Origin of the sequence: Pseudomonas sp. R5(2019), assembly GCF_009905435.1 — a bacterium.
Taxonomy (GTDB): Bacteria; Pseudomonadota; Gammaproteobacteria; order Pseudomonadales; family Pseudomonadaceae; genus Aquipseudomonas.
In genome coordinates, this window is the sequence record NZ_JAAAMT010000002.1 from 19,903 (window position 1) to 38,005 (window position 18,103).

At 61.0% G+C, this 18,103-nt stretch carries 17 protein-coding genes; 5 read left to right on the plus strand and 12 right to left on the minus strand.

What is annotated here, in order from left to right; all coding sequences use genetic code 11:
* Positions 1 to 43 precede the first annotated feature (43 nt).
* From GUY40_RS01720 to GUY40_RS01750, 7 genes are all read right to left on the minus strand, one after another.
* On the minus strand, positions 44 to 556 hold the full coding sequence (locus GUY40_RS01720; RefSeq protein WP_178117636.1) for a hypothetical protein: 513 nt from the start codon (positions 554 to 556) through the stop codon (positions 44 to 46).
* Positions 557 to 1,304: 748 nt separating this feature from the next.
* Positions 1,305 to 2,510, minus strand: coding sequence for a hypothetical protein (locus GUY40_RS27965; protein ID WP_178117637.1), 1,206 nt, complete (start codon positions 2,508 to 2,510; stop codon positions 1,305 to 1,307).
* On the minus strand, positions 2,503 to 5,013 hold the full coding sequence (locus GUY40_RS01730; RefSeq protein WP_166567211.1) for a TcfC E-set like domain-containing protein: 2,511 nt from the start codon (positions 5,011 to 5,013) through the stop codon (positions 2,503 to 2,505). The genes GUY40_RS27965 and GUY40_RS01730 overlap by 8 nt, the downstream gene beginning before the upstream one ends.
* Before the next feature lie 96 nt (positions 5,014 to 5,109).
* Positions 5,110 to 5,595 (minus strand): CS1 type fimbrial major subunit, encoded by a 486-nt coding sequence (locus tag GUY40_RS01735; RefSeq protein WP_166567212.1) that lies wholly within the window; start codon positions 5,593 to 5,595, stop codon positions 5,110 to 5,112.
* An 815-nt stretch (positions 5,596 to 6,410) separates the two neighbouring features.
* Positions 6,411 to 7,385, minus strand: a complete 975-nt coding sequence (gene cysB, locus GUY40_RS01740; RefSeq protein WP_166567213.1) for an HTH-type transcriptional regulator CysB — start codon at positions 7,383 to 7,385, stop codon at positions 6,411 to 6,413.
* 122 nt (positions 7,386 to 7,507) lie between these two features.
* Positions 7,508 to 8,008, minus strand: coding sequence for a universal stress protein (locus GUY40_RS01745; protein WP_166567214.1), 501 nt, complete (start codon positions 8,006 to 8,008; stop codon positions 7,508 to 7,510).
* 96 nt (positions 8,009 to 8,104) lie between these two features.
* Positions 8,105 to 9,010 carry a 5'-nucleotidase gene (locus GUY40_RS01750; RefSeq protein ID WP_166567215.1) on the minus strand — a complete coding sequence of 302 codons (906 nt, stop codon included), beginning with the start codon at positions 9,008 to 9,010 and terminating at the stop codon, positions 8,105 to 8,107.
* 190 nt (positions 9,011 to 9,200) lie between these two features.
* Here GUY40_RS01750 and GUY40_RS01755 point away from each other — a divergent pair, with 190 nt between their 5' ends.
* Together GUY40_RS01755 and GUY40_RS01760 are read left to right on the plus strand one after the other, a co-directional pair.
* Positions 9,201 to 9,659 (plus strand): PilZ domain-containing protein, encoded by a 459-nt coding sequence (locus tag GUY40_RS01755; RefSeq protein WP_166567216.1) that lies wholly within the window; start codon positions 9,201 to 9,203, stop codon positions 9,657 to 9,659.
* A 158-nt stretch (positions 9,660 to 9,817) separates the two neighbouring features.
* On the plus strand, positions 9,818 to 10,894 hold the full coding sequence (locus GUY40_RS01760) for a 3-deoxy-7-phosphoheptulonate synthase (protein ID WP_166567217.1): 1,077 nt from the start codon (positions 9,818 to 9,820) through the stop codon (positions 10,892 to 10,894).
* Between the two features lie 94 nt (positions 10,895 to 10,988).
* On the opposite strand, the gene GUY40_RS01765 is transcribed toward GUY40_RS01760, so the two are convergent.
* On the minus strand, positions 10,989 to 11,270 hold the full coding sequence (locus GUY40_RS01765; protein ID WP_166567218.1) for a GNAT family N-acetyltransferase: 282 nt from the start codon (positions 11,268 to 11,270) through the stop codon (positions 10,989 to 10,991).
* 596 nt (positions 11,271 to 11,866) lie between these two features.
* Between GUY40_RS01765 and oprI the strand changes: the two genes are divergently transcribed.
* Positions 11,867 to 12,118, plus strand: a complete 252-nt coding sequence (gene oprI / locus GUY40_RS01770) for an outer membrane lipoprotei OprI (protein ID WP_003448337.1) — start codon at positions 11,867 to 11,869, stop codon at positions 12,116 to 12,118.
* Between the two features lie 128 nt (positions 12,119 to 12,246).
* On the opposite strand, the gene GUY40_RS01775 is transcribed toward oprI, so the two are convergent.
* From GUY40_RS01775 to GUY40_RS01785, 3 genes are all read right to left on the minus strand, one after another.
* The gene (locus tag GUY40_RS01775; protein ID WP_166567219.1) at positions 12,247 to 13,212 is read right to left on the minus strand and encodes a L,D-transpeptidase family protein; all 966 of its coding nucleotides are present in this window, start codon (positions 13,210 to 13,212) and stop codon (positions 12,247 to 12,249) included.
* Between the two features lie 104 nt (positions 13,213 to 13,316).
* Positions 13,317 to 13,598 (minus strand): hypothetical protein, encoded by a 282-nt coding sequence (locus GUY40_RS01780; protein ID WP_166567220.1) that lies wholly within the window; start codon positions 13,596 to 13,598, stop codon positions 13,317 to 13,319.
* A gap of 56 nt (positions 13,599 to 13,654) precedes the next feature.
* The gene (locus GUY40_RS01785) at positions 13,655 to 14,260 is read right to left on the minus strand and encodes an arylesterase (RefSeq protein WP_166567221.1); all 606 of its coding nucleotides are present in this window, start codon (positions 14,258 to 14,260) and stop codon (positions 13,655 to 13,657) included.
* An 11-nt stretch (positions 14,261 to 14,271) separates the two neighbouring features.
* Between GUY40_RS01785 and GUY40_RS01790 the strand changes: the two genes are divergently transcribed.
* Together GUY40_RS01790 and GUY40_RS01795 are read left to right on the plus strand one after the other, a co-directional pair.
* On the plus strand, positions 14,272 to 14,955 hold the full coding sequence (locus tag GUY40_RS01790) for an ABC transporter ATP-binding protein (protein ID WP_166567222.1): 684 nt from the start codon (positions 14,272 to 14,274) through the stop codon (positions 14,953 to 14,955).
* A complete protein-coding gene (locus tag GUY40_RS01795; RefSeq protein ID WP_166567223.1) occupies positions 14,955 to 17,453 on the plus strand; it encodes an ABC transporter permease in 2,499 nt (832 codons plus the stop codon). Before GUY40_RS01790 ends, GUY40_RS01795 begins: the two co-directional genes overlap by 1 nt.
* Before the next feature lie 6 nt (positions 17,454 to 17,459).
* On the opposite strand, the gene greB is transcribed toward GUY40_RS01795, so the two are convergent.
* A complete protein-coding gene (gene greB / locus GUY40_RS01800) occupies positions 17,460 to 17,942 on the minus strand; it encodes a transcription elongation factor GreB (RefSeq protein WP_166567224.1) in 483 nt (160 codons plus the stop codon).
* Positions 17,943 to 18,103: the final 161 nt, after the last annotated feature.

Consider the following 18,103-nt stretch of genomic DNA (forward strand, 5'->3'; position numbering starts at 1 on the left):
GCCTATCGGGCTCATTCCGCGATGGAGAGCCCGGCGTTGCCTGTCATAGTTCCGCATCGAAGACCAGGGTCACGCTGCCTGAATAGGTGGTGCCGGGGTATTTGAGCATCTCGCCAGCGTGCTCTCGGGCTACCTCGTAATGCAGGCGCCCTTGCCGATTGAGGGTCGGGGCAAGGCTGTCGAACACCAGCGCAGCGGTCTCACGGGTGGGGATGGGCAGTTGTTTGACCGGCGTACCCGAGTGGGTGATGGTTTCCGGCAGAGACAGTGCCACCTGTACGGGCACCTCGTGCCCCTGAGCGTTCTGAATGGCGCATGCTTCACCCACAGACTGGTCGCAGCGCATGTAAACCTTGAACGGCCCGGAAGACCAGATTCTGAACGGGTGCTCGCGATACAGCCGCTGGGGCTTGCGCCCGCGGTTGACCCAGTCGAGCCAACCATTGGGTGGCTCAAGCACTGCTCGCTCCGAACCTGGAGGGAAATCCAGCACGAAGGCGTGATTCACTTCCAGTTCGAAATTGAGGGTCACGGTGGGTGAGTTCAAATTGGTCACGCCGTTACCCAAATCGAAATCCGCACCCGGGCCAACCGTATAGGTGGTTTGCCCCTTATACAATCCGTGCTTCATCCGTAATGGCGAAGGCATGCTTAACCCATATTCAATGCCAAAAGCCCTGGTGCTGGTGTCTGCCACGGTCTCTGCGGGTGAGCCGATAGCACTGGAACTGCAACTGGCCGGACTTTGAGGGTTGGGCACGCCCCACAGATACTGCACCCAAACGTGAGTGCCATACGTCATTAGATACCTGCAACCCACGGGATATCTAGTGAACACAGGGTTGGAGTAAATACCTCCACTAGAGATGATGACGGTTTGGCTGAATGCCCGAAACTCGAACGTGACAGGGTAAGATGTCCCATTTTCAGTACTCGTTACAGTCACTACACGTGGTGCAGGCACTCTCATGAAGTACCGATCACGCGCATCCGGTGCTCCCTGGACGGCTTTTTTGTTGTAAATGATGGGTAGCGCCACAGTGAAACGGCCGACGCAGTTTTGAGGCCAGGTCACGCAAAACCCTGCCTGCGGCGTGGTGTTTTCAAAGTTGACGCCATTTCCCGTATAGCGAGCCGTGATGGTCACTTCATCGGCGCTCAGTGGCGCGGACTGCAATCCAGACAGCATCATCCCTATGCCTGCCGGCAGCCTGCACCAAAGCCGCTGCTGCCTGAGTATCTTAAACATCGCGCGCTCCTTACCTGCCGGGCTCATTCCGCGATGGAGAGCCCGGCGTTGCCTGTCATAGCTCCGCATCGAAGACCAGGGTCACGTTGCCTGAATAGGTGGTGCCGGGGTATTTGAGCATCTCGCCAGCGTGCTCTCGGGCTACCTCGTAATGCAGGCGCCCTTGCCGATTGAGGGTCGAGGCAAGGCTGTCGAACACCAGCGCAGCGGTCTCACGGGTGGGGATGGGCAGTTGTTTGACCGGCGTACCCGAGTGGGTGATGGTTTCCGGCAGAGACAGCGCCACCTGCACCGGCACATCGTGCCCCTCACCGTTCTGAATGGCGCATGCTTGACCCACAGACTGGTCACAGCGCATGTAAACCTTGAACGGCCCGGAGGACCAGATTCTGAACGGGTGCTCGCGGTACAGGCGCTGGGGTTTGCGCCCGCGGTTGACCCAGTCGAGCCAACCATTGGGCGGTTCCAGGACTGCCCGCTCCGAACCCGGTGGGAAATCCAGCACGAAGGAGTGATTCACTTGCAACTCGAAGTTGAGGGTCAACGTTGAGCTGTTGAGATTAGTCACACCGTTGCCGAAGTCGAAATCTGCGCCTGGGGCAATGGAAAAAGTGGTCTGCCCCCTATACAGGCCGCGCACCATGCGTAACGGTGAGGGCATGGTCAGCCCATACTCAATGCCAAAGTTAAAGGTGCTGGTCTGAACAACCGTGCCTATAGCGCCACCGGTTGCACTGGAGTAGCACCCCACCGGACTCAAGGGGTTACGCACCCGCCACAGATACATCGTCCTGCCTGGCACGCCATAGGCTTGGAGATAGGTACATCCACCCGGGTTATGCGCAATAAACACAGGATTGAGAAGTGTACTTCCAGGCGCATTGACCTGTTGACTGATTGCCCTGAACTCAAAGGTCACCGGATAAGTCCGGCCATTCTCGACACTCGTGACGTTGACGACTCGCGCCCCCGGCACTTGAACAAAATATTGATCACGCGGATCAGGGGCGCGGTTCACGGCACTTTTGTCGTAAGTGATGGGTAATCCGACCGTAAAACGACCTGCGCAATTTTGGGGATATCGAATACAAAACCCCGCCTGCGGCGTGGTGTTTTCAAAGTTGACACCATTACCAGAGTAACGGGCTGAGATAGTCACTTCATCGGCACTGAGGTGTGGGGACAACAGCCCGACCGGCAGGACGCAAGCAGCAATCAGCCACTTGAGCCGTTGTTTCTGCTCCTTCAAGACGTCAAACATCGCCTTTGACTCCCTGCGTTACCTGCACCAACTCAGGCGCCACACACGCCTGATCACCCACCAGCAATACATCGTTCTCCCGCTCTGCCTTGCCCGGTTCAAAGCTGAGCACACACACCGCCCCACCGCCGTGGCGAACCTCCAGGGTCGGCGTCGATTCGCTCATCTCCACCGCAAAAAAGCCGTCCGCCTCACTGACACTGCGGCTGGCATGGTTGATCACCAGGGCGCCCCTGAGCGGTTGCCCCTTGGCATCGACCAAACGCCCGATCACCGTCAGCGTGCGCATCACCCGAATCTGCCGGTACTCGACCCCGCCCCGGTTCAGGTGATACCCCACGCTCGGCGGCTGGATCACGGCGGCATGCGCATCGCCGCTGGCAAAATCGAACTGCACCTGGCCTGACTTGTAGGCTTTCACAGGGATCACGTTGCGCCCGGGTCGCAGCGACGCGCTCTGCCCCTGCGGGTCATCGGCGCGCAACTCCAGGTCTGGAAGGTCAGAGGTTACGTCGACAATCAAGCCGGCCTCATGGGGCAGGTATTGCCCGGTCACTGCCACTTTGCCGGCGCCCACGGCAACGATGCTGTCCAGGTTCAGGCCGGCGCTCAGCGCGCCGTTGAACGACGAGGTTTGCGCATAGGCATCGCCGTGCAGCACGCTGTTCTGGAACTGGGCATTGCCCGACAGCCCTGTGCCATATCGGTCCACGGTTGCGGTGGTACCGACGCTGCGCAAGGTGCTGTGGTCGAGATCCTGCTGATAGGAGAGCGAGGCGTTCTGATCACGACCGCCATCGCGTGAGGTACGGCTACCCAGGCTCGCCGAGACCCGACGGCCGGGGCCGCCCAGGCTCATGTTCAGGCTCAGGTTCACGCCGCGGTTGCGGGCATCGCCGGTGCTGGCGCTGCCGGGCCGGTCAAACACTGAAAGCCGCCAGTTGGCATCGGAGCCCAGCAACTTGCCGTAATAGCCCCAGCCCAGATCAACGCCCGTGCCGCTGGCCGCGCCGGTGCTGTGGGACAAACGCACGGTAGCCGTGCTTTGGCGGTCAATCCGGTGGTTGAGCGACATCGAACTCTGACTCACCTCGCGCACCTGCGAGCGGTCAACCCCATTGTCGTCCGTGCCTTGCAGCCAGGAACGGCTGTGGCTCAGCACCAGCGAACCGAGGTCATAGTTGTAGATGCCTTGCAGGTCGTATCCGTTGCCAAGGCCCTGGGAGTGAAAGACATTGCCGTAGAGTTTCAGGCGGTCGACCAGGTCCCAGTCCAGCGAACTGCCGTACTGCATGCGCTCATCGATGCGCTGGGCCGAGAGGCCGACCACCGCTCGCGGGTGCAACAGGTAATTGGTGAAAATGCCGCTGGTCAAACTGCCCTCGGAATCGTTCTCCCAATTGCTCAGCAAATTGCTCTGGCGCCCCACATAGGCGTTGTAGCGCCACGGCGACTGCGCTCCGTTCCAGTTGGACGGTTTGTAGATGAATTCTTCATTGCGCGAGGTTTCCTGGCCGTCTTCGATCAGGCGCACCTCCACCTCATAGATGCCACCGGGCAGTACCCGGGTATCGAGGGTCTGCAAGCCGAGTTGCACCGGCTGGCTGTTGATCAGTACCCCGTTGCGGTAAATCTCCACCACGCCCGGACGGTTGGGCGTGACGTAAATCGGCGTGGCGCTGGCCTTGCCGTTATCGATGACCAGACCCTCACTGCTGCCGAACATCAGGCCCAGCGTGGTGTCCGGCAGGTTGCCGAGCAAACGTGGCTGGCGCGTCAGCCCTTGCACACCCGGCGTGAAGTAACCCAGCCGATAGAAATGCGCTTCGTGCAGCCGCTCGCCATAGAGCTGGTCGACTCGATGGCGCGTCTGATCGGCGTTGTCGCTGCTGCGATCCACCTGCGCCTCGGCCAGTGCGGTCCAGTGACCGACGCTGCCTTGCCCTTGCAGGGCATAGCGGCCGGTAGTCTGGTTGTCGCCACCGGTCAAATTGAGTTGGTTGCGCACCAGCAAGCCGTAACTGCCTTGCTCGGGCTGCGCATGGTAAATCGCCGCTACGCCGTCGCGCTCGGCTTCACGGGTGAGAATGGAGAGCTGCGAGTTCACCAGGCTGTAGTGCAAGGCCAGTAATTGGTTGGTGCAGTCGCGGGTGCAAGTGCCCAGCGCGCGCTGTTGCGACAGAAACTCGACCCAGCGCTGGCGGGTGGCCTCGGGCTCCAGGCTGTCAGTGGTATCGGTGAACGCAAGCAGTTGGACTCGCTCATCGCGAGAGAGCACCACCATGGCATCCCCCAGGTTGCGACCGTCCAGGTCAACCCGTACAGCCAGGGGCACATCGAAAAAGTGTTCGTCAAATTCCTTCGGCAGCCCTTGAGCCTGGCTCAATACGCCCAGGTAACTGTTCTGGCCCGGTGCGTCGGCCAAGGCCGGCGGCAGGTTCAAGCAAACCGTGCAGCCCAGCGCCAATCGGACTGATGCTGCAATAGACACGTTTTTGGCCATGACCATCTTCGCAGGCAATACTCACCCCGCCCTCAAGCAAGCGCATGAGGAACGAGGTGAACAGAGGGGATGTTGGATAAGTACCGGAGGTGCGACTTAAGGCGTTGGCGCTGCGGTCTCGAACATCATGTTGACGACACCCTGGTAGTTGCCTGCTACATATTTCCCGGCCGCAGGTTTAATGGCAGCGATTTCAAAACCGACGACGGTGCCTGGCGCGGCGGCGGCGGCAGCCACCACAGGCTGAGCGCTGGTGGTCAGTTCAGTGCCGGCGATCGAGACGGCCAGACCGATGCTGTTGGCTCCGCTGGCGATGATCGGTGGATCCAGCAGCCGCGCCGAGATCGCGCCTATGGTGCTTTTGACCTGCAGCTGTTTCTGGATCGGCTCCAGGCTTTCCTGGACAGGGTTCCAGCGCATGGACTGAGGGTCGTTCATCCAGTTGCCACCGACGGGTTCAACGTAGAAGTTCTCGGTAGGGATCGACGCCGTAACCGTGACTTGCTTCTCGATCGGGTCGGCAGCGAAGGCGTTGCCCGCGACCAGCAGGGCCAGAGGCAAGGCGAGAAAGGTGTTCTTCATGAATAAACGCTCCTTGGGTAAGACCTGTGAAATTCGTCACAGATGCCGTGCCAGTACCGCACTGTGCGGTTGGCGAGGAGGATTATTCGGTAGATGACGCGCACAAAAAGTCGGACCGGTCCCAGCGAGCCTCAGAAATTTCCCAAATAAAACGAACGTTTAATTGCCTACGGCAACGGACGACGTATCACCCACTTTGCGGAGAAAATACAGCGTAAAAAAGGTTCATCGCGCAATTGCGGGAAAGCCACACCGAAACCACACAGATCTAAAGCCGAACAAACAAGGCTGGCAACTCCAAATTCACAGGCCATGGCACGTTGCAACAAATGTGGGAGCGGATTTACCGGAGCGCCGGACCGCCGCGAAGCGCCGCGCGGGCGGCGCTCGATTTCGGCAGCGCCGCAAAACCCAAGGCAAGCACCTGGAAGCCTTGATACGGTCCTCAGGCAACCTCTTCATCCTGATGGGGGAGGCGTGGGGGCCTGCCAGCAGATCGCATGAGCCGTGGGAGGTGCCTGCCTTGGTTTTTCCATTGTTCTTGAGATAGCGCGCCGCCCGCGCGGCGCTTCGCGGATAAATCCGCTCCCACATTTGTTGCAACGTGCCATGGCCTGTGAGATTGGGGTTGTCAGCCTTGCTTGTAGGGCGGGAGATCGCGGTGGCGCAAAAAAAAACGCCCCGGCCGGGGCGTTTCAGACTAAGCGTTGACTTCAAAGGCGCCATCATTCTCTTGTTGGAGCGGACCCGGCCGCGATGGGCCGGGACGCCGGACCGCCGCTCCTACAGAGGGTTGCGTTGTTCAATTCCTTGACTCAATGTACCGGCAGTTCCACGCCATCAAACAGCTCTTCAAGTTCCTGCTTGTTATGGCACTGAATCGCCTTGGCCATCACTTCACGGGTCAGGTGGGGGGCGAACTTCTCGATGAAGTCGCACATGAAACCACGCAGGAAGGTGCCGCGACGGAAACCGATCTTGGTAATACTGGACTCGAACAGCTCGCTGGCATCCAGCACCACCAGGTCACTGTCGAGCTTCGGATCGACCGCCATCTTGGCGACGATGCCCACGCCCAGGCCCAGGCGCACATAGGTCTTGATCACGTCGGCGTCGGCTGCGGTGAACACCACTTTAGGGGTCAGGCCACGGTGGCTGAAGGCCTCGTCTAGCTTGGAACGGCCGGTAAAGCCGAATACGTAGGTGACGATCGGATACTCGGCCAGCACTTCCAGCGTCAGCTTGGGCAGCTTGGTCAGCGGGTGCCCCTGGGGCACCACCACGCAGCGGTTCCAGCGGTAGCACGGCATCATCACCAGGTCGCCGAACAACTCCAGCGCCTCGGTGGCAATGGCAAAATCAACCGTGCCGTCCGCGGCCATTTCGGCGATCTGCATGGGCGAGCCCTGATGCATGTGCAGCGCCACTTCCGGGTATTGTTTGATGAAGTTGCTGATCACCGGTGGCAGCGCATAACGTGCCTGGGTGTGGGTGGTGGCGATCGACAGGGTGCCTTTCTTCTCGTTGGAGAATTCCTGGGCGATCTGCTTGATGCTTTCGACCTTGCGCAGGATCTCGCCTGCGGTGGTGATGATACGTTCGCCGGCCGGCGTGACGCGCGTCAGGTGTTTGCCGCTGCGAGCGAAAACCTCCACCCCCAACTCGTCTTCCAACAGGCGAATCTGCTTACTGATCCCGGGCTGGGACGTATACAGGCTCTGCGCCGTAGCGGAAACGTTGAGGTCGTGGTGCGCCACCTCCCAGATGTAGCGCAATTGTTGAAGCTTCATAGGTATCCCTCAAATCAGCCGGATGCCACATGCTCCAGCGACGTGTTTATAACTATATTAACGACACGAAGAATAAATCTAGAACTTTTTATCGAATTGCCTACATTCTTTGGTCGGCAAACCTACGCTTTTCGTCGCCCCAGATGTTGCGACAGCGGCACCATGTACACCGGCACCTTGGACAATTGCAGCACCCGGGCGGCGGTGCGCCCCAACGGAATTTCGGCGCCAGCGCCTTGACTGTGGCTGCCGACGATCACCAGGTCCACCGCCAGACGCTCGGCCTGGTCGAGGATGACTTCTGCCGGGTCGCCCTGGCGGACCCGAACGGCACGGATCAGTGCCAGATCCTGCTGCCCTTCCCCCAACTCTTCACGAAAACTGGCGAGCACCTTTTGCTCGATATTGGCCATGACCGTGGTGACACCCTGGTTCTGCAGGTTGGTCAGGGTCGATTCATCCAGATAGCTCTGCAACACCGACTCGGCGAACAGCCCCATGGGTTCGACGGCGTGGATGACATAGAGCTCGGCGTTAAAGGCACGTGCCAACGTCAGGGCATGCTGCATGACATAAGGAGCGTAAAGACCGAGGTCGGTTGCATACAACAGAGAGCGAATCATGTGACCTCCTCGACTGCCGATACGGCAGGACAAGCTTGAGCTTAGCAGCGCCATTGGCACTCGGAAGCGCCACTCAAGCGTGTCAGAATCAGGGCGTCAGATTTTCCGCTCGTTGCTGATTCCGTGGGGTACATGACCGGTCGCGACCACGCCCAGCGCCAGTTCGCAGTGCCCGGGCTGGTCGTCGAAAAACACGTCGGCGGCGAATGCTTCGAGGAACGCGGCCTTTTCCAGCCCTCCCAGAAACAGCGATTCGTCCAGCCGAATATCCCACTCGCGCAAGGTCCGGATCACCCGCTCATGAGCCGGTGCCGAGCGGGCTGTGACCAGCGCGGTGCGGATCGGGCAGGTACCCTCGGGGAATTCTTTCTGCAGCACATTGAGCGCCGCCAGAAACGGCTTGAACGGGCCGCCCGGCAATGGCCGCCGAGCCGATTCGCGCTCATTGGCCTGAAAGGCTTCCAGCCCATCCAGTTGATAGACCCGCTCGGACTCATCGGAAAACAGCACCGCATCGCCATCGAAAGCAATCCGCAGCTCCGCGCTGTCAGCACGGCGGGCACCGCCGGACAAAATGGTCGCCGCTGCGAAACCGTTGTCCAGGGCGCTGCGTACATCTTCGGCATCGGTGGACAGAAACAGGTGACAGCCAAATGCCGACAGGTACGGATAAGGGCTACGCCCACCGACGAACGCAGCACGGGAAATGCCCAGCCCATGGTGCTGGATGGAGTTGAACACGCGCAGGCCGGTGTCGGCGCTATTACGCGAGACCAGTACCACTTCCACGCGCGCCTGGCCCAGCCGGGCATTGAGGCTGAGCAATTTTTCCACCAGCAGATAGGCATCACCGGGCTCGAGGATTTCGTCCTCATGCTCGATCTGGTACTGGCGGTAGGCCTCTACCCCTTCGGTCAGATAGACCCGATGGCTTTCACTCAAGTCGAACAGCGCACGCGACGAAATCGCGACGACCAGCTTGTCCCCCAACCCCTTGCCCATATCACCGATTCCCCTGCCTTATATGCCGATGCCCACATGGTAGCTGGTCAGGTGCTCGACGGGCCGCCTTGTCGAGCGCATCGGTCAGCGCGCCAGCAGAGCCTGATCTATATTCAAATCAGTGTGTTCCATTTCGCTCACTACACTCACATCAGGACAGTCAGAAAGTCGACGCTCGGAGTCGGTGTTCATGAATCGTTTTCTACCCCATCCCTTCGATGTTCCCGTGGTATTGAGCCCCCGTAAATGCTCAAGTCTTTCCCGGCAACGGCTGCACACGATCAGCCTGGGTGGCGTGGCCTGCAATCATTACCGTGCCTACCGGCGCGGCACCGCCATCGATATGGCCATACCCAGCCTTGGCGAAGACACCCACTACCCGGGTTATGTGGCCTGGTGCTACAAACTCGACGAAGGCTACCTGATCGGCATCGCCTTTACCGACGAACAGACGTTGTTCGGCGCGCGCATGGGCGAGCAGGTGTGCCAGATCAAGCATTACTGCGAGCAGCATGCCCAGCTCGATGGCAGCGACGACGCAGCCATCGCCGCCCTCGCCCAGGAATGGGTCGAGCATCACGCCGTCGAGTTTTCCCATGCCAGTCTCAGCCTGATTCAGGAAGAAGCACCGCCGCCGCTACAACTTTAGTGGCCCAAACGTGCCGCAAAGGCACGAAACCGGGCGCCCCCCATTGTCCGCCCCGGTGTAACGCGCTAAGGTTCCGATCCCCGCTGCGCTCAATCATGCTGCGCTCCGCCGCGCGGGGATCGCTGGCGGCCGGCACCCGTGACCTGACGAGTAACACGATGGCTGATTTACCGATCGACGACCTTAACGTTGCCTCCAACGAGACCCTGATCACCCCCGATCAGCTCAAGAAGGAAATTCCCCTGAGCGCCACTGCGCTGCAGACCGTGACCGGTGGTCGCGAAGTCGTGCGCAATATTCTTGATGGCAAGGATCATCGCCTGTTCGTCGTGGTCGGCCCGTGCTCGATCCATGACATCAAGGCCGCTCATGAATACGCCGACCGGCTCAAGGCGCTGGCCGAAGAAGTCAGCGACACGCTCTATCTGGTGATGCGCGTCTACTTTGAAAAGCCGCGTACCACTGTGGGCTGGAAAGGCCTGATCAACGACCCGTACCTGGACGACTCGTTCAAGATCCAGGACGGCCTGCACATTGGTCGCCAGCTGCTGCTGGACCTGGCCGAAAAGGGCCTGCCGACCGCTACCGAAGCCCTGGACCCGATTTCCCCGCAGTACCTGCAAGACCTGATCAGCTGGTCGGCCATTGGCGCGCGCACCACCGAATCCCAGACCCACCGCGAGATGGCCTCCGGCCTGTCTTCGGCGGTCGGCTTCAAGAACGGCACCGACGGCGGCCTGACCGTTGCCATCAATGCCCTGCAGTCGGTTTCCAGCCCGCACCGTTTCCTGGGCATCAACCAGGAAGGTGGCGTGTCCATCGTCACCACCAAAGGCAATGCCTACGGTCACGTGGTGCTGCGTGGTGGCAACGGTAAGCCGAACTATGACTCGGTCAGCGTTGCGCTGTGCGAGCAGGCCCTGAAAAAGGCCGGCATTCGTCCGAACATCATGGTCGACTGCAGCCACGCCAACTCCAACAAGGACCCGGCCTTGCAACCGCTGGTGATGGAAAACGTCGCCAACCAGATCCTGGAAGGCAACCAGTCGATCATCGGCCTGATGGTCGAGAGCCATCTGAACTGGGGTGCCCAGTCGATTCCGAAAAACCTGGACGACCTGCAATACGGCGTCTCCATCACCGATGCCTGCATCGACTGGACGGCGACCGAAACCACCTTGCGCAGCATGCATGCCAAGCTCAAGGATGTGCTGCCCAAGCGCGCCCGCGGCTAAAAGCCGATCAAGCACACACAAAAACGCCGGGCATCGCCCGGCGTTTTTGTTTGAAGCGTTTCAACCCCGCTGCCAACGCAACAAGGTCGAGAGTTCAGATTTTTGCCGAATGGCGCTGGTGACGTTCCATGTAACGCTCGACATAGGAGCACGACGGAATCACCGTGTAGCCCATGCTGTCGGCATACTCCAGTGCCTGCTCGGTGAGTGCCGCGGCAATGCCCCGGCCTCGCAGCGCGTTGGGTACGAAGGTACGGTAAATATCCAATGTCTGCTTCCCCAGATCCATATAGGTCAGATAGGCACGATGACCGTCGACATTGGTCTCGAATTGATGACTAGCCTGGTCATGGTGGATGGACAACGCCTCGCTCATCACTGCTCCTCGCGGGTCTTGTAATCTGACCCCTACCTTACCGATGTTTTGCCGGCGAAGGAACCTCTACGCCACCCCGTGCCTGTTTCGACACTGAAAACCGCCAAGTCGTTCTCTTCAAAATGTGCACGTACCAAATAGTAGGCGCCAATCCTGCCAACGCTCAAGACATCGATCAACAAATCTCGGATTTGAGACAGCCGAATATCCGAGCCCGAGGTTCGGCAAGAGGGCCTGTTGTTGTGCAGGGGCAAGACGAACTCTGGCAACTAAAGTCACGAGAAGTTCACAAAAAACAACAACAAACTGCTTGCCCTCGCAGGCCAGCCCGAAGAATAGCAGCGGATTGCTTATTGCCACCCTCAAGTATTCGCCAACACAGCGGTGGCGTTTGGCTCCACGTAACAGGGATTGAACCAGCCGGTTGCTGGTTTTTTGCTCAAGGTGTTCAATCACTAGTGCAAAAAGCGTAGATTTTTTCGCAGTTCTTGCGCTCAGTCAGTTTACTTACTACAAGTAATGGGTACTATGTACGCCGGCTATTTTCTCACTCACGAGAGATGGCTATTAATAGAAAGTCCTTGAAGGGGAACACGATGAACAACGTTCTGAAATTCTCTGCTCTGGCTCTGGCCGCAGTTCTGGCTACCGGTTGCAGCAGCGTATCTAAAGAAACCGAAGCTCGCCTGACTGCTACCGAAGACGCAGCAGCTCGTGCACAAGCTCGTGCTGACGAAGCGTATCGCAAAGCTGATGAAGCTCTGGCTGCAGCTCAAAAAGCTCAACAGACTGCTGACGAAGCTAACGAGCGCGCTCTGCGTATGCTGGAAAAAGCTAGCCGCAAGTAATAATCCTTCGGGGTTATTGCAAAAAAAAAAGCCGATCCATTCGTGGGTCGGCTTTTTTATTGGGCGCTGGACTTAATTCAGCGCCAAGGCCTCTCACCCGGCTCACGGGCCAGAGGCTGACAAGGCAGTTACTCCAACTCGACCGGCGCGCTCGAAATCATCGGCGCCTGGCCCGGTACAGCAATCTCGACCGGCATGCCATCTTCGGCAGCAATCACGTCACGTACCAGGTCCCAGTTCATTTGCAGGTTCTCGCCCAGATCCTTGCGGCTGAGCAAGGCATTGATCACTGCGGTGTGTTTATCCACCACCGATGGGTCACCCTTGTCGTCCAGCGGAGTGTGCGCTTCCAAGTAGACCTTGCCGCCGCTCACACCGAACTTGTAGGGTTCGTTGATGATGCGCACCGGCGTGCCGACCGGGGCCATGCCCGCCAGTTCCAGCACGTTGTTGTTGAACATGCGGAAGCAACCGTGGCTGGTGCGCATGCCGATGCCAAACTTCTTGTTCGAGCCGTGAATCAGGTAGCCCGGTAAGCCCAGGGTGAACTTGAACGGCCCCAGCGGGTTATCCGGGCCGGCCGGGACCACGCTTGGCAGCGGGTCGCCGTCAGCCGCGTGCTCGGCACGGATGGAGGCCGGCGGCGTCCAGCTCGGGTTCGGGGTCTTGGCCGCGACCCTGGTTTGCGCAATCGGCGAACCCCAGCCTTCGCGACCAATGCCCAGCGGGTAGGTATGCACCACGTTCTGGCCTTTGGGGAAGTAGTACATCCGGTATTCAGCCAGGTTGATCACGATGCCTTCACGTGGGCCCGGCGGCAGGATGAAGCGGGTCGGCAGGATGATTTCGGAGCCGGCGCCCGGCAGCCAGGCGTCGACACCCGGGTTGGCTGCTACCATTTCCAGATAGCCAAGGTCGTTGGCGGTACCGATGTCGGCAAAAGTATCTTCATACTTGGCCTGGATCGTCTGGATCTGGCCAACGATGTCCTCGCCAGGAGGCGGCAGAGGAAGCTCCAGGGCCGATGCAGAACCTGTCGCGAACAAAGCGGCCACGGAAAGGCAACGGGTAACGGCGGAAAAACGCGGCAACATCCGGAAAATCCTTCGCAAATTCGATTAAGTCAAGGCATCGATTGTACACCGCCATCCGAAAATTCGGGAGGTGCACTGCCGCGCCGCCCATTCGGCGCCGCTGATCAGAGCTCAGGCCAGATAGGCCGGGTGCCGCGCCGTTGCGCGTCGAGGATGGCGCGACACAGTTTGCATAACCGTTTGTCGCGATAAATGGCAGACTCCACGCCCAACCAGCGTGGTTGAGCGGGCAGCAGGGTCCCGCACAATGTGCGGTCGGCCGAGCCCCCGAGTTCCAGTTGACGTGCGACCAGGTGCACCCTCACCTCCTGACAGGCGAACAGGTCCAGCTGCTCGTCAGGTTCGATCAGTTTGTAGGCGTAAAGGGACCAGGCGGGACGCGACATCGAGGGCTCCAGATCGGGGGGCGCCACCTTAGCCCAAAGCCGGTCCATAGAAAAGCTCAAAGCAGCGGTTTTAGCGTCGGCCAGACATTTTCCAGCAACTTGCCCTGCGCCCCCTGGGCGGGATGAATACCGTCGGCCTGCATCAGCTCCGGCACGCCACCGACCCCTTCGAGAAAAAACGGCACCCACGGCAGTTTTTTATCGAAGGCCAGCTGTTTGTAGACACCGGCAAAGGCCTGGGTATAGCGCGCGCCGTAATTGGGTGGCAGTTGCATGCCCAGCAGCAAGACCTTGGCGCCCGCCTCCCGGGAGCGATCCACCATCGAGGCAAGATTTTGTTGCAATTGCGCTGGCTGTTGGCCACGAAGGCCATCGTTGCCTCCCAGCTCAAGGATCACCAGGCTCGGCTTATGCTCGGCAAGCAGCGCCGGCAGCCGCGCCTGGCCCCCGGCGCTGGTGTCGCCGCTGATGGAGGCATTGACCACCTTATCGTCGAAACCCTCGGTTTCAAGGCGTTGCTGCAGTAACGCGACCCACCCCTGGCGGGTATCCAGGCCGAAAGCCGCGCTGATACTATCGCCAACGACCAGGACGGTCCCCGCCGCTGCGCCTTGGGCCAGGCACAGCATGGCCAGACCGGCACTCACTAACCACACTCGCATACGGACTCTCCATGGGCGCAAGCATTCTCACTGCGCGGAACCTTAGCAAAGTGGTTCCCAGCGCGGAAGGCGATCTGACCATTCTGCACTCACTCTCGCTGGAATTGGCCCGAGGCGACAGCCTGGCCATTGTCGGCGCCTCGGGCTCGGGCAAGTCGACCCTGCTCGGTCTATTGGCTGGCCTCGACCTGCCCAGCGTTGGCGCGGTGGTTCTGGCCGGCAACGACCTGAGCACTCTGGATGAGGACCAACGCGCCCAGGTGCGGGCCGAGCATGTCGGCTTTGTGTTCCAGTCGTTTCAATTGCTCGACAGCCTCAACGCCCTGGAAAACGTCATGTTGCCGCTGGAGCTCGATGGCCGCAAGGATGCCCGCTCCCAGGCCCGGCACCTGCTGGAGCGCGTGGGCCTGGCCCAGCGCCTGACCCATTCGCCACGCCAGCTGTCCGGTGGTGAGCAACAGCGCGTCGCCATCGCCCGGGCTTTTGCCGCCGAGCCGTCGGTGCTGTTCGCCGACGAGCCGACCGGCAATCTCGACAGCCACACGGGCGAACGCATCAGCGATCTGCTGTTCGAACTGAACAAGGAACGCGGCACCACCCTGGTGCTGGTGACCCATGACGAGCGACTGGCGCACCGCTGCCATCGCCAGATCCGCCTGGACGCCGGCCGCCTGGTCGGCCCTCTGGAGCCCTGATGACACCTCCCTCGCGCTTGTTCGGCCTGGCCATGCGGCAACTCTGGCGCGATGCCCGCGCCACGGAACTGCGGGTGCTGTTTTTCGCCCTTGTGGTGGCGGTGGCCGCCAGCACCGCCATCGGCTATTTCGGCGCCCGCCTCAATGGTGCCATGTTGTTGCGGGCCACCGAATTTCTCGGCGCTGACTTGATCCTTCAAGGCTCATCCCCAGCGCGGCCAGAACAGATCCGCAGCGGTGTCGACCAGGGCCTGACCCACGCCAGCGTGGTCGAATTCTCAAGCGTGGTGGCCACCGACAACGGTATCCAGCTGTCGAGCATCAAGGCCGCCGACAACACCTACCCGCTTCGCGGCGAGCTCAGGAGCGCGGCCGAACCTTATGGGCCCGAAGTCAGTGGCGGCGGGCCGGCGCCCGGAGAAGCCTGGGTCGAGCCGCGGCTGTTGGCGGCACTGAACCTGAAGGTCGGCGACAGCATCGACGTCGGCATGAAGTCCCTGCGCATGACCCGGGTACTGACCCACGAGCCGGACCGCGCCGGCAACTTTTACAGCCTTACCCCGCGCGTGCTGATCAACCTCGACGACCTGGGCGCCACGGGCGTGGTCCAGCCCGGCAGCCGAGTGACCTACCGGGAACTCTGGCGCGGCAACCCCGAGGCACTGCTGGTCTATCGCAATGCCATCAAAGCGACCCTTGAACCCCATCAGCGCCTGCAGGATTCGCGCGACGGCAACCGCCAGATCGGCGGCGCGCTGGGCAAGGCCGAACGCTACCTGAACATGGCCAGCCTGGTCGCGGTGCTGCTCTCTGGCGTGGCCGTGGCCTTGTGTGCCAGCCGCTTTGCCAGCCGCCGCTTTGACGCCAGCGCCCTGCTGCGCTGCCTGGGCCTGTCGCGTCGGCAGGCCTTGAGCCTGTTCTGCATGCAGTTGGCCGCGCTGGGTCTGGTCGCCAGCGTGGCCGGTGCGTTGCTCGGCTGGCTGGCGCAACTGGTGCTGTTTCAGTTGCTCCAAGGCCTGTTGCCGGCCGAGGTACCGCCCGGCGGCGTGCTCCCGGCGCTGGCGGGCATCGCCACCGGGCTGGTGGCACTGACCGGGTTTGCCCTGCCGCCACTGGCCGCGCTGGGCCGGGTGCCGCCCTTGCGGGTGCTGCGCCGCGACCTGCTGCCAGTCCCGCCCAGCAGCTGGCTGATTTATGGCGCGGCGCTGCTGGCCTTGACCCTGATCATGTGGCGGCTGAGCCTGGATCTGGTCCTGACCTTCGCCCTGTTGGGCGGCGGGCTGGTCGCTTCAGTGCTGCTCGGGGGGGTGTTGCTGCTCGGCCTGCGCACCCTGCGCCGGGCCTTGGCCGGGGCCTCGCTGCCCTGGCGACTAGGCCTGGGCCAGCTGCTGCGTCATCCGCTGGCGGCGGCCGGCCAGGCGCTGGCCTTCGGCCTGATCCTGCTGGCGATGGCGCTGATCGCGCTACTGCGCGGCGAGCTGCTCGACACCTGGCAAAACCAGTTGCCCAAGGATGCGCCCAACTATTTCGCGCTGAACATCCTCCCCGCCGACAAGGACAACTTCGCCGCCCAGCTCAGCGATTTTTCGACACAGGCGGCGCCGCTGTACCCGGTCATTCCCGGCCGCCTGACGCAGATAAACGGCGAAGCGGTCCGCCAGATCGTCAGCAAGGACTCCAGCGGCGACCGCGCGATCCAGCGCGATTTAAGCCTGACCTGGGCCACCGAGCTGCCCAGCGGCAACGCCCTGATCTCCGGCAGCTGGTGGACCGACATCAAGGCCGATGACCTGCCCGGTGTCTCGGTGGAATCGGAACTGGCCACCAGCCTCAAGCTCAATCTGGGCGACCGCATGACCTTCAACGTCGGCGGCATGATCCGCGAGGCCCGCGTCACCAGCCTGCGCCAGGTCAACTGGGACAACTTCCAGCCCAATTTCTACATGATCTTCCAGCCCGGCACCCTGCAAGACCTGCCGACCACCTACCTGACCAGCTTCTACCTGGCGCCCGGCCACGACCAGCAAGTGGTGGCGTTGTCCCGGACCTTCCCGGCAGTGACCATTCTGGAAGTCGAAGCGTTGCTGGCGCAGCTGCGCAGCATCCTCGCGCAAGTCACCCTGGCCGTTGAATACGTGCTGTTGTTTGTGCTGGCGGCGGGCCTGGCCGTGCTCTTCGCCGGCCTGCAGGCGACCCTGGATGAACGTATTCGCCAGGGCGCGCTGCTGCGGGCCCTGGGTGCCGAACGGCGCCTGTTGCTCAAGACCCGGCGGATCGAGTTTGGCCTGTTGGGCGCCACCAGCGGCCTGCTGGCGGCGATCGGTTGCGAGGTGATCAGCCTGGTGCTCTACCGCTACGCACTGGACCTTGCGTGGACACCGCACCCCTGGCTGTTGCTGTTGCCCGTGGCGGGCGCTGTGCTGGTCGGCGGTGCCGGGATCTACGGCACCCGCCGGGCCTTGAACACCGGCCCACTGACCGTATTGCGCGAAGGGTGAGTGGATTCAATCAGGCTTGGGGAGGTAGTGGATGTCATTCACCCACCAGCACATGTCGCCTGAAGGCGTGGGGACGATGACCTCGTCCCCGACTTCTTTCTTGAGCAGGGCCCGGGCCATGGGTGAATCGATGGATATGTAGTCCATGCGCCCATAAATCTCGTCATAACCGACGATACGGAACTTCTTCAGTTCCCCTTCTTCGTTCTCGATCTCGACCCAGGCACCGAAAAACACCCGGCCGTCCTGCTCGGGGGAGTATTCCACCACGCGCATGTCTTCCAGGCGCTTGCGCAGGTAGCGGACGCGGCGGTCAATTTCGCGCAGCAGCTTCTTGTTGTACTGGTAGTCGGCGTTTTCGCTGCGGTCGCCCAGCGAAGCGGCCCAGGCGACCTTCTGGGTGATATCGGGACGGTGTTCGCGCCAGAGGTAGTCAAGCTCCTTTTTCAGCGCGTCGAAGCCTTCCTTCGTGATGATCTTGGTACTCACAGCCTGCTTTCCTTCTCTGCGCACAGGGCAGGAAAATACCACAAGCCCAACTACCTGCGCTGTAGCAGCGCTTGCTTCTAGTGGGAGCGGATTTATCCGCGAATGAAGGCACCGCGCAATACCAGAAAAACCGCGGTGTCTGGATTCGCGGATAAATCCGC

What these genes read in the sequence shown, in the direction of transcription:
- GUY40_RS01780 (WP_166567220.1), bottom strand. Translation starts at nt 13,598, where the DNA reads ATGTCGCGTCCCGCCTGGTCCCTTTACGCCTACAAACTGATCGAACCT.
- GUY40_RS01765 (WP_166567218.1), bottom strand. Translation starts at nt 11,270, where the DNA reads ATGAGCGAGGCGTTGTCCATCCACCATGACCAGGCTAGTCATCAATTC.
- GUY40_RS01730 (WP_166567211.1), bottom strand. Translation starts at nt 5,013, where the DNA reads ATGGCCAAAAACGTGTCTATTGCAGCATCAGTCCGATTGGCGCTGGGC.
- GUY40_RS01790 (WP_166567222.1), top strand. Translation starts at nt 14,272, where the DNA reads ATGGGCGCAAGCATTCTCACTGCGCGGAACCTTAGCAAAGTGGTTCCC.
- cysB (WP_166567213.1), bottom strand. Translation starts at nt 7,385, where the DNA reads ATGAAGCTTCAACAATTGCGCTACATCTGGGAGGTGGCGCACCACGAC.
- GUY40_RS01750 (WP_166567215.1), bottom strand. Translation starts at nt 9,010, where the DNA reads ATGGGCAAGGGGTTGGGGGACAAGCTGGTCGTCGCGATTTCGTCGCGT.
- GUY40_RS01755 (WP_166567216.1), top strand. Translation starts at nt 9,201, where the DNA reads ATGAATCGTTTTCTACCCCATCCCTTCGATGTTCCCGTGGTATTGAGC.
- GUY40_RS01775 (WP_166567219.1), bottom strand. Translation starts at nt 13,212, where the DNA reads ATGTTGCCGCGTTTTTCCGCCGTTACCCGTTGCCTTTCCGTGGCCGCT.
- GUY40_RS01760 (WP_166567217.1), top strand. Translation starts at nt 9,818, where the DNA reads ATGGCTGATTTACCGATCGACGACCTTAACGTTGCCTCCAACGAGACC.
- oprI (WP_003448337.1), top strand. Translation starts at nt 11,867, where the DNA reads ATGAACAACGTTCTGAAATTCTCTGCTCTGGCTCTGGCCGCAGTTCTG.
- GUY40_RS27965 (WP_178117637.1), bottom strand. Translation starts at nt 2,510, where the DNA reads ATGTTTGACGTCTTGAAGGAGCAGAAACAACGGCTCAAGTGGCTGATT.
- GUY40_RS01735 (WP_166567212.1), bottom strand. Translation starts at nt 5,595, where the DNA reads ATGAAGAACACCTTTCTCGCCTTGCCTCTGGCCCTGCTGGTCGCGGGC.
- GUY40_RS01745 (WP_166567214.1), bottom strand. Translation starts at nt 8,008, where the DNA reads ATGATTCGCTCTCTGTTGTATGCAACCGACCTCGGTCTTTACGCTCCT.
- GUY40_RS01785 (WP_166567221.1), bottom strand. Translation starts at nt 14,260, where the DNA reads ATGCGAGTGTGGTTAGTGAGTGCCGGTCTGGCCATGCTGTGCCTGGCC.
- GUY40_RS01795 (WP_166567223.1), top strand. Translation starts at nt 14,955, where the DNA reads ATGACACCTCCCTCGCGCTTGTTCGGCCTGGCCATGCGGCAACTCTGG.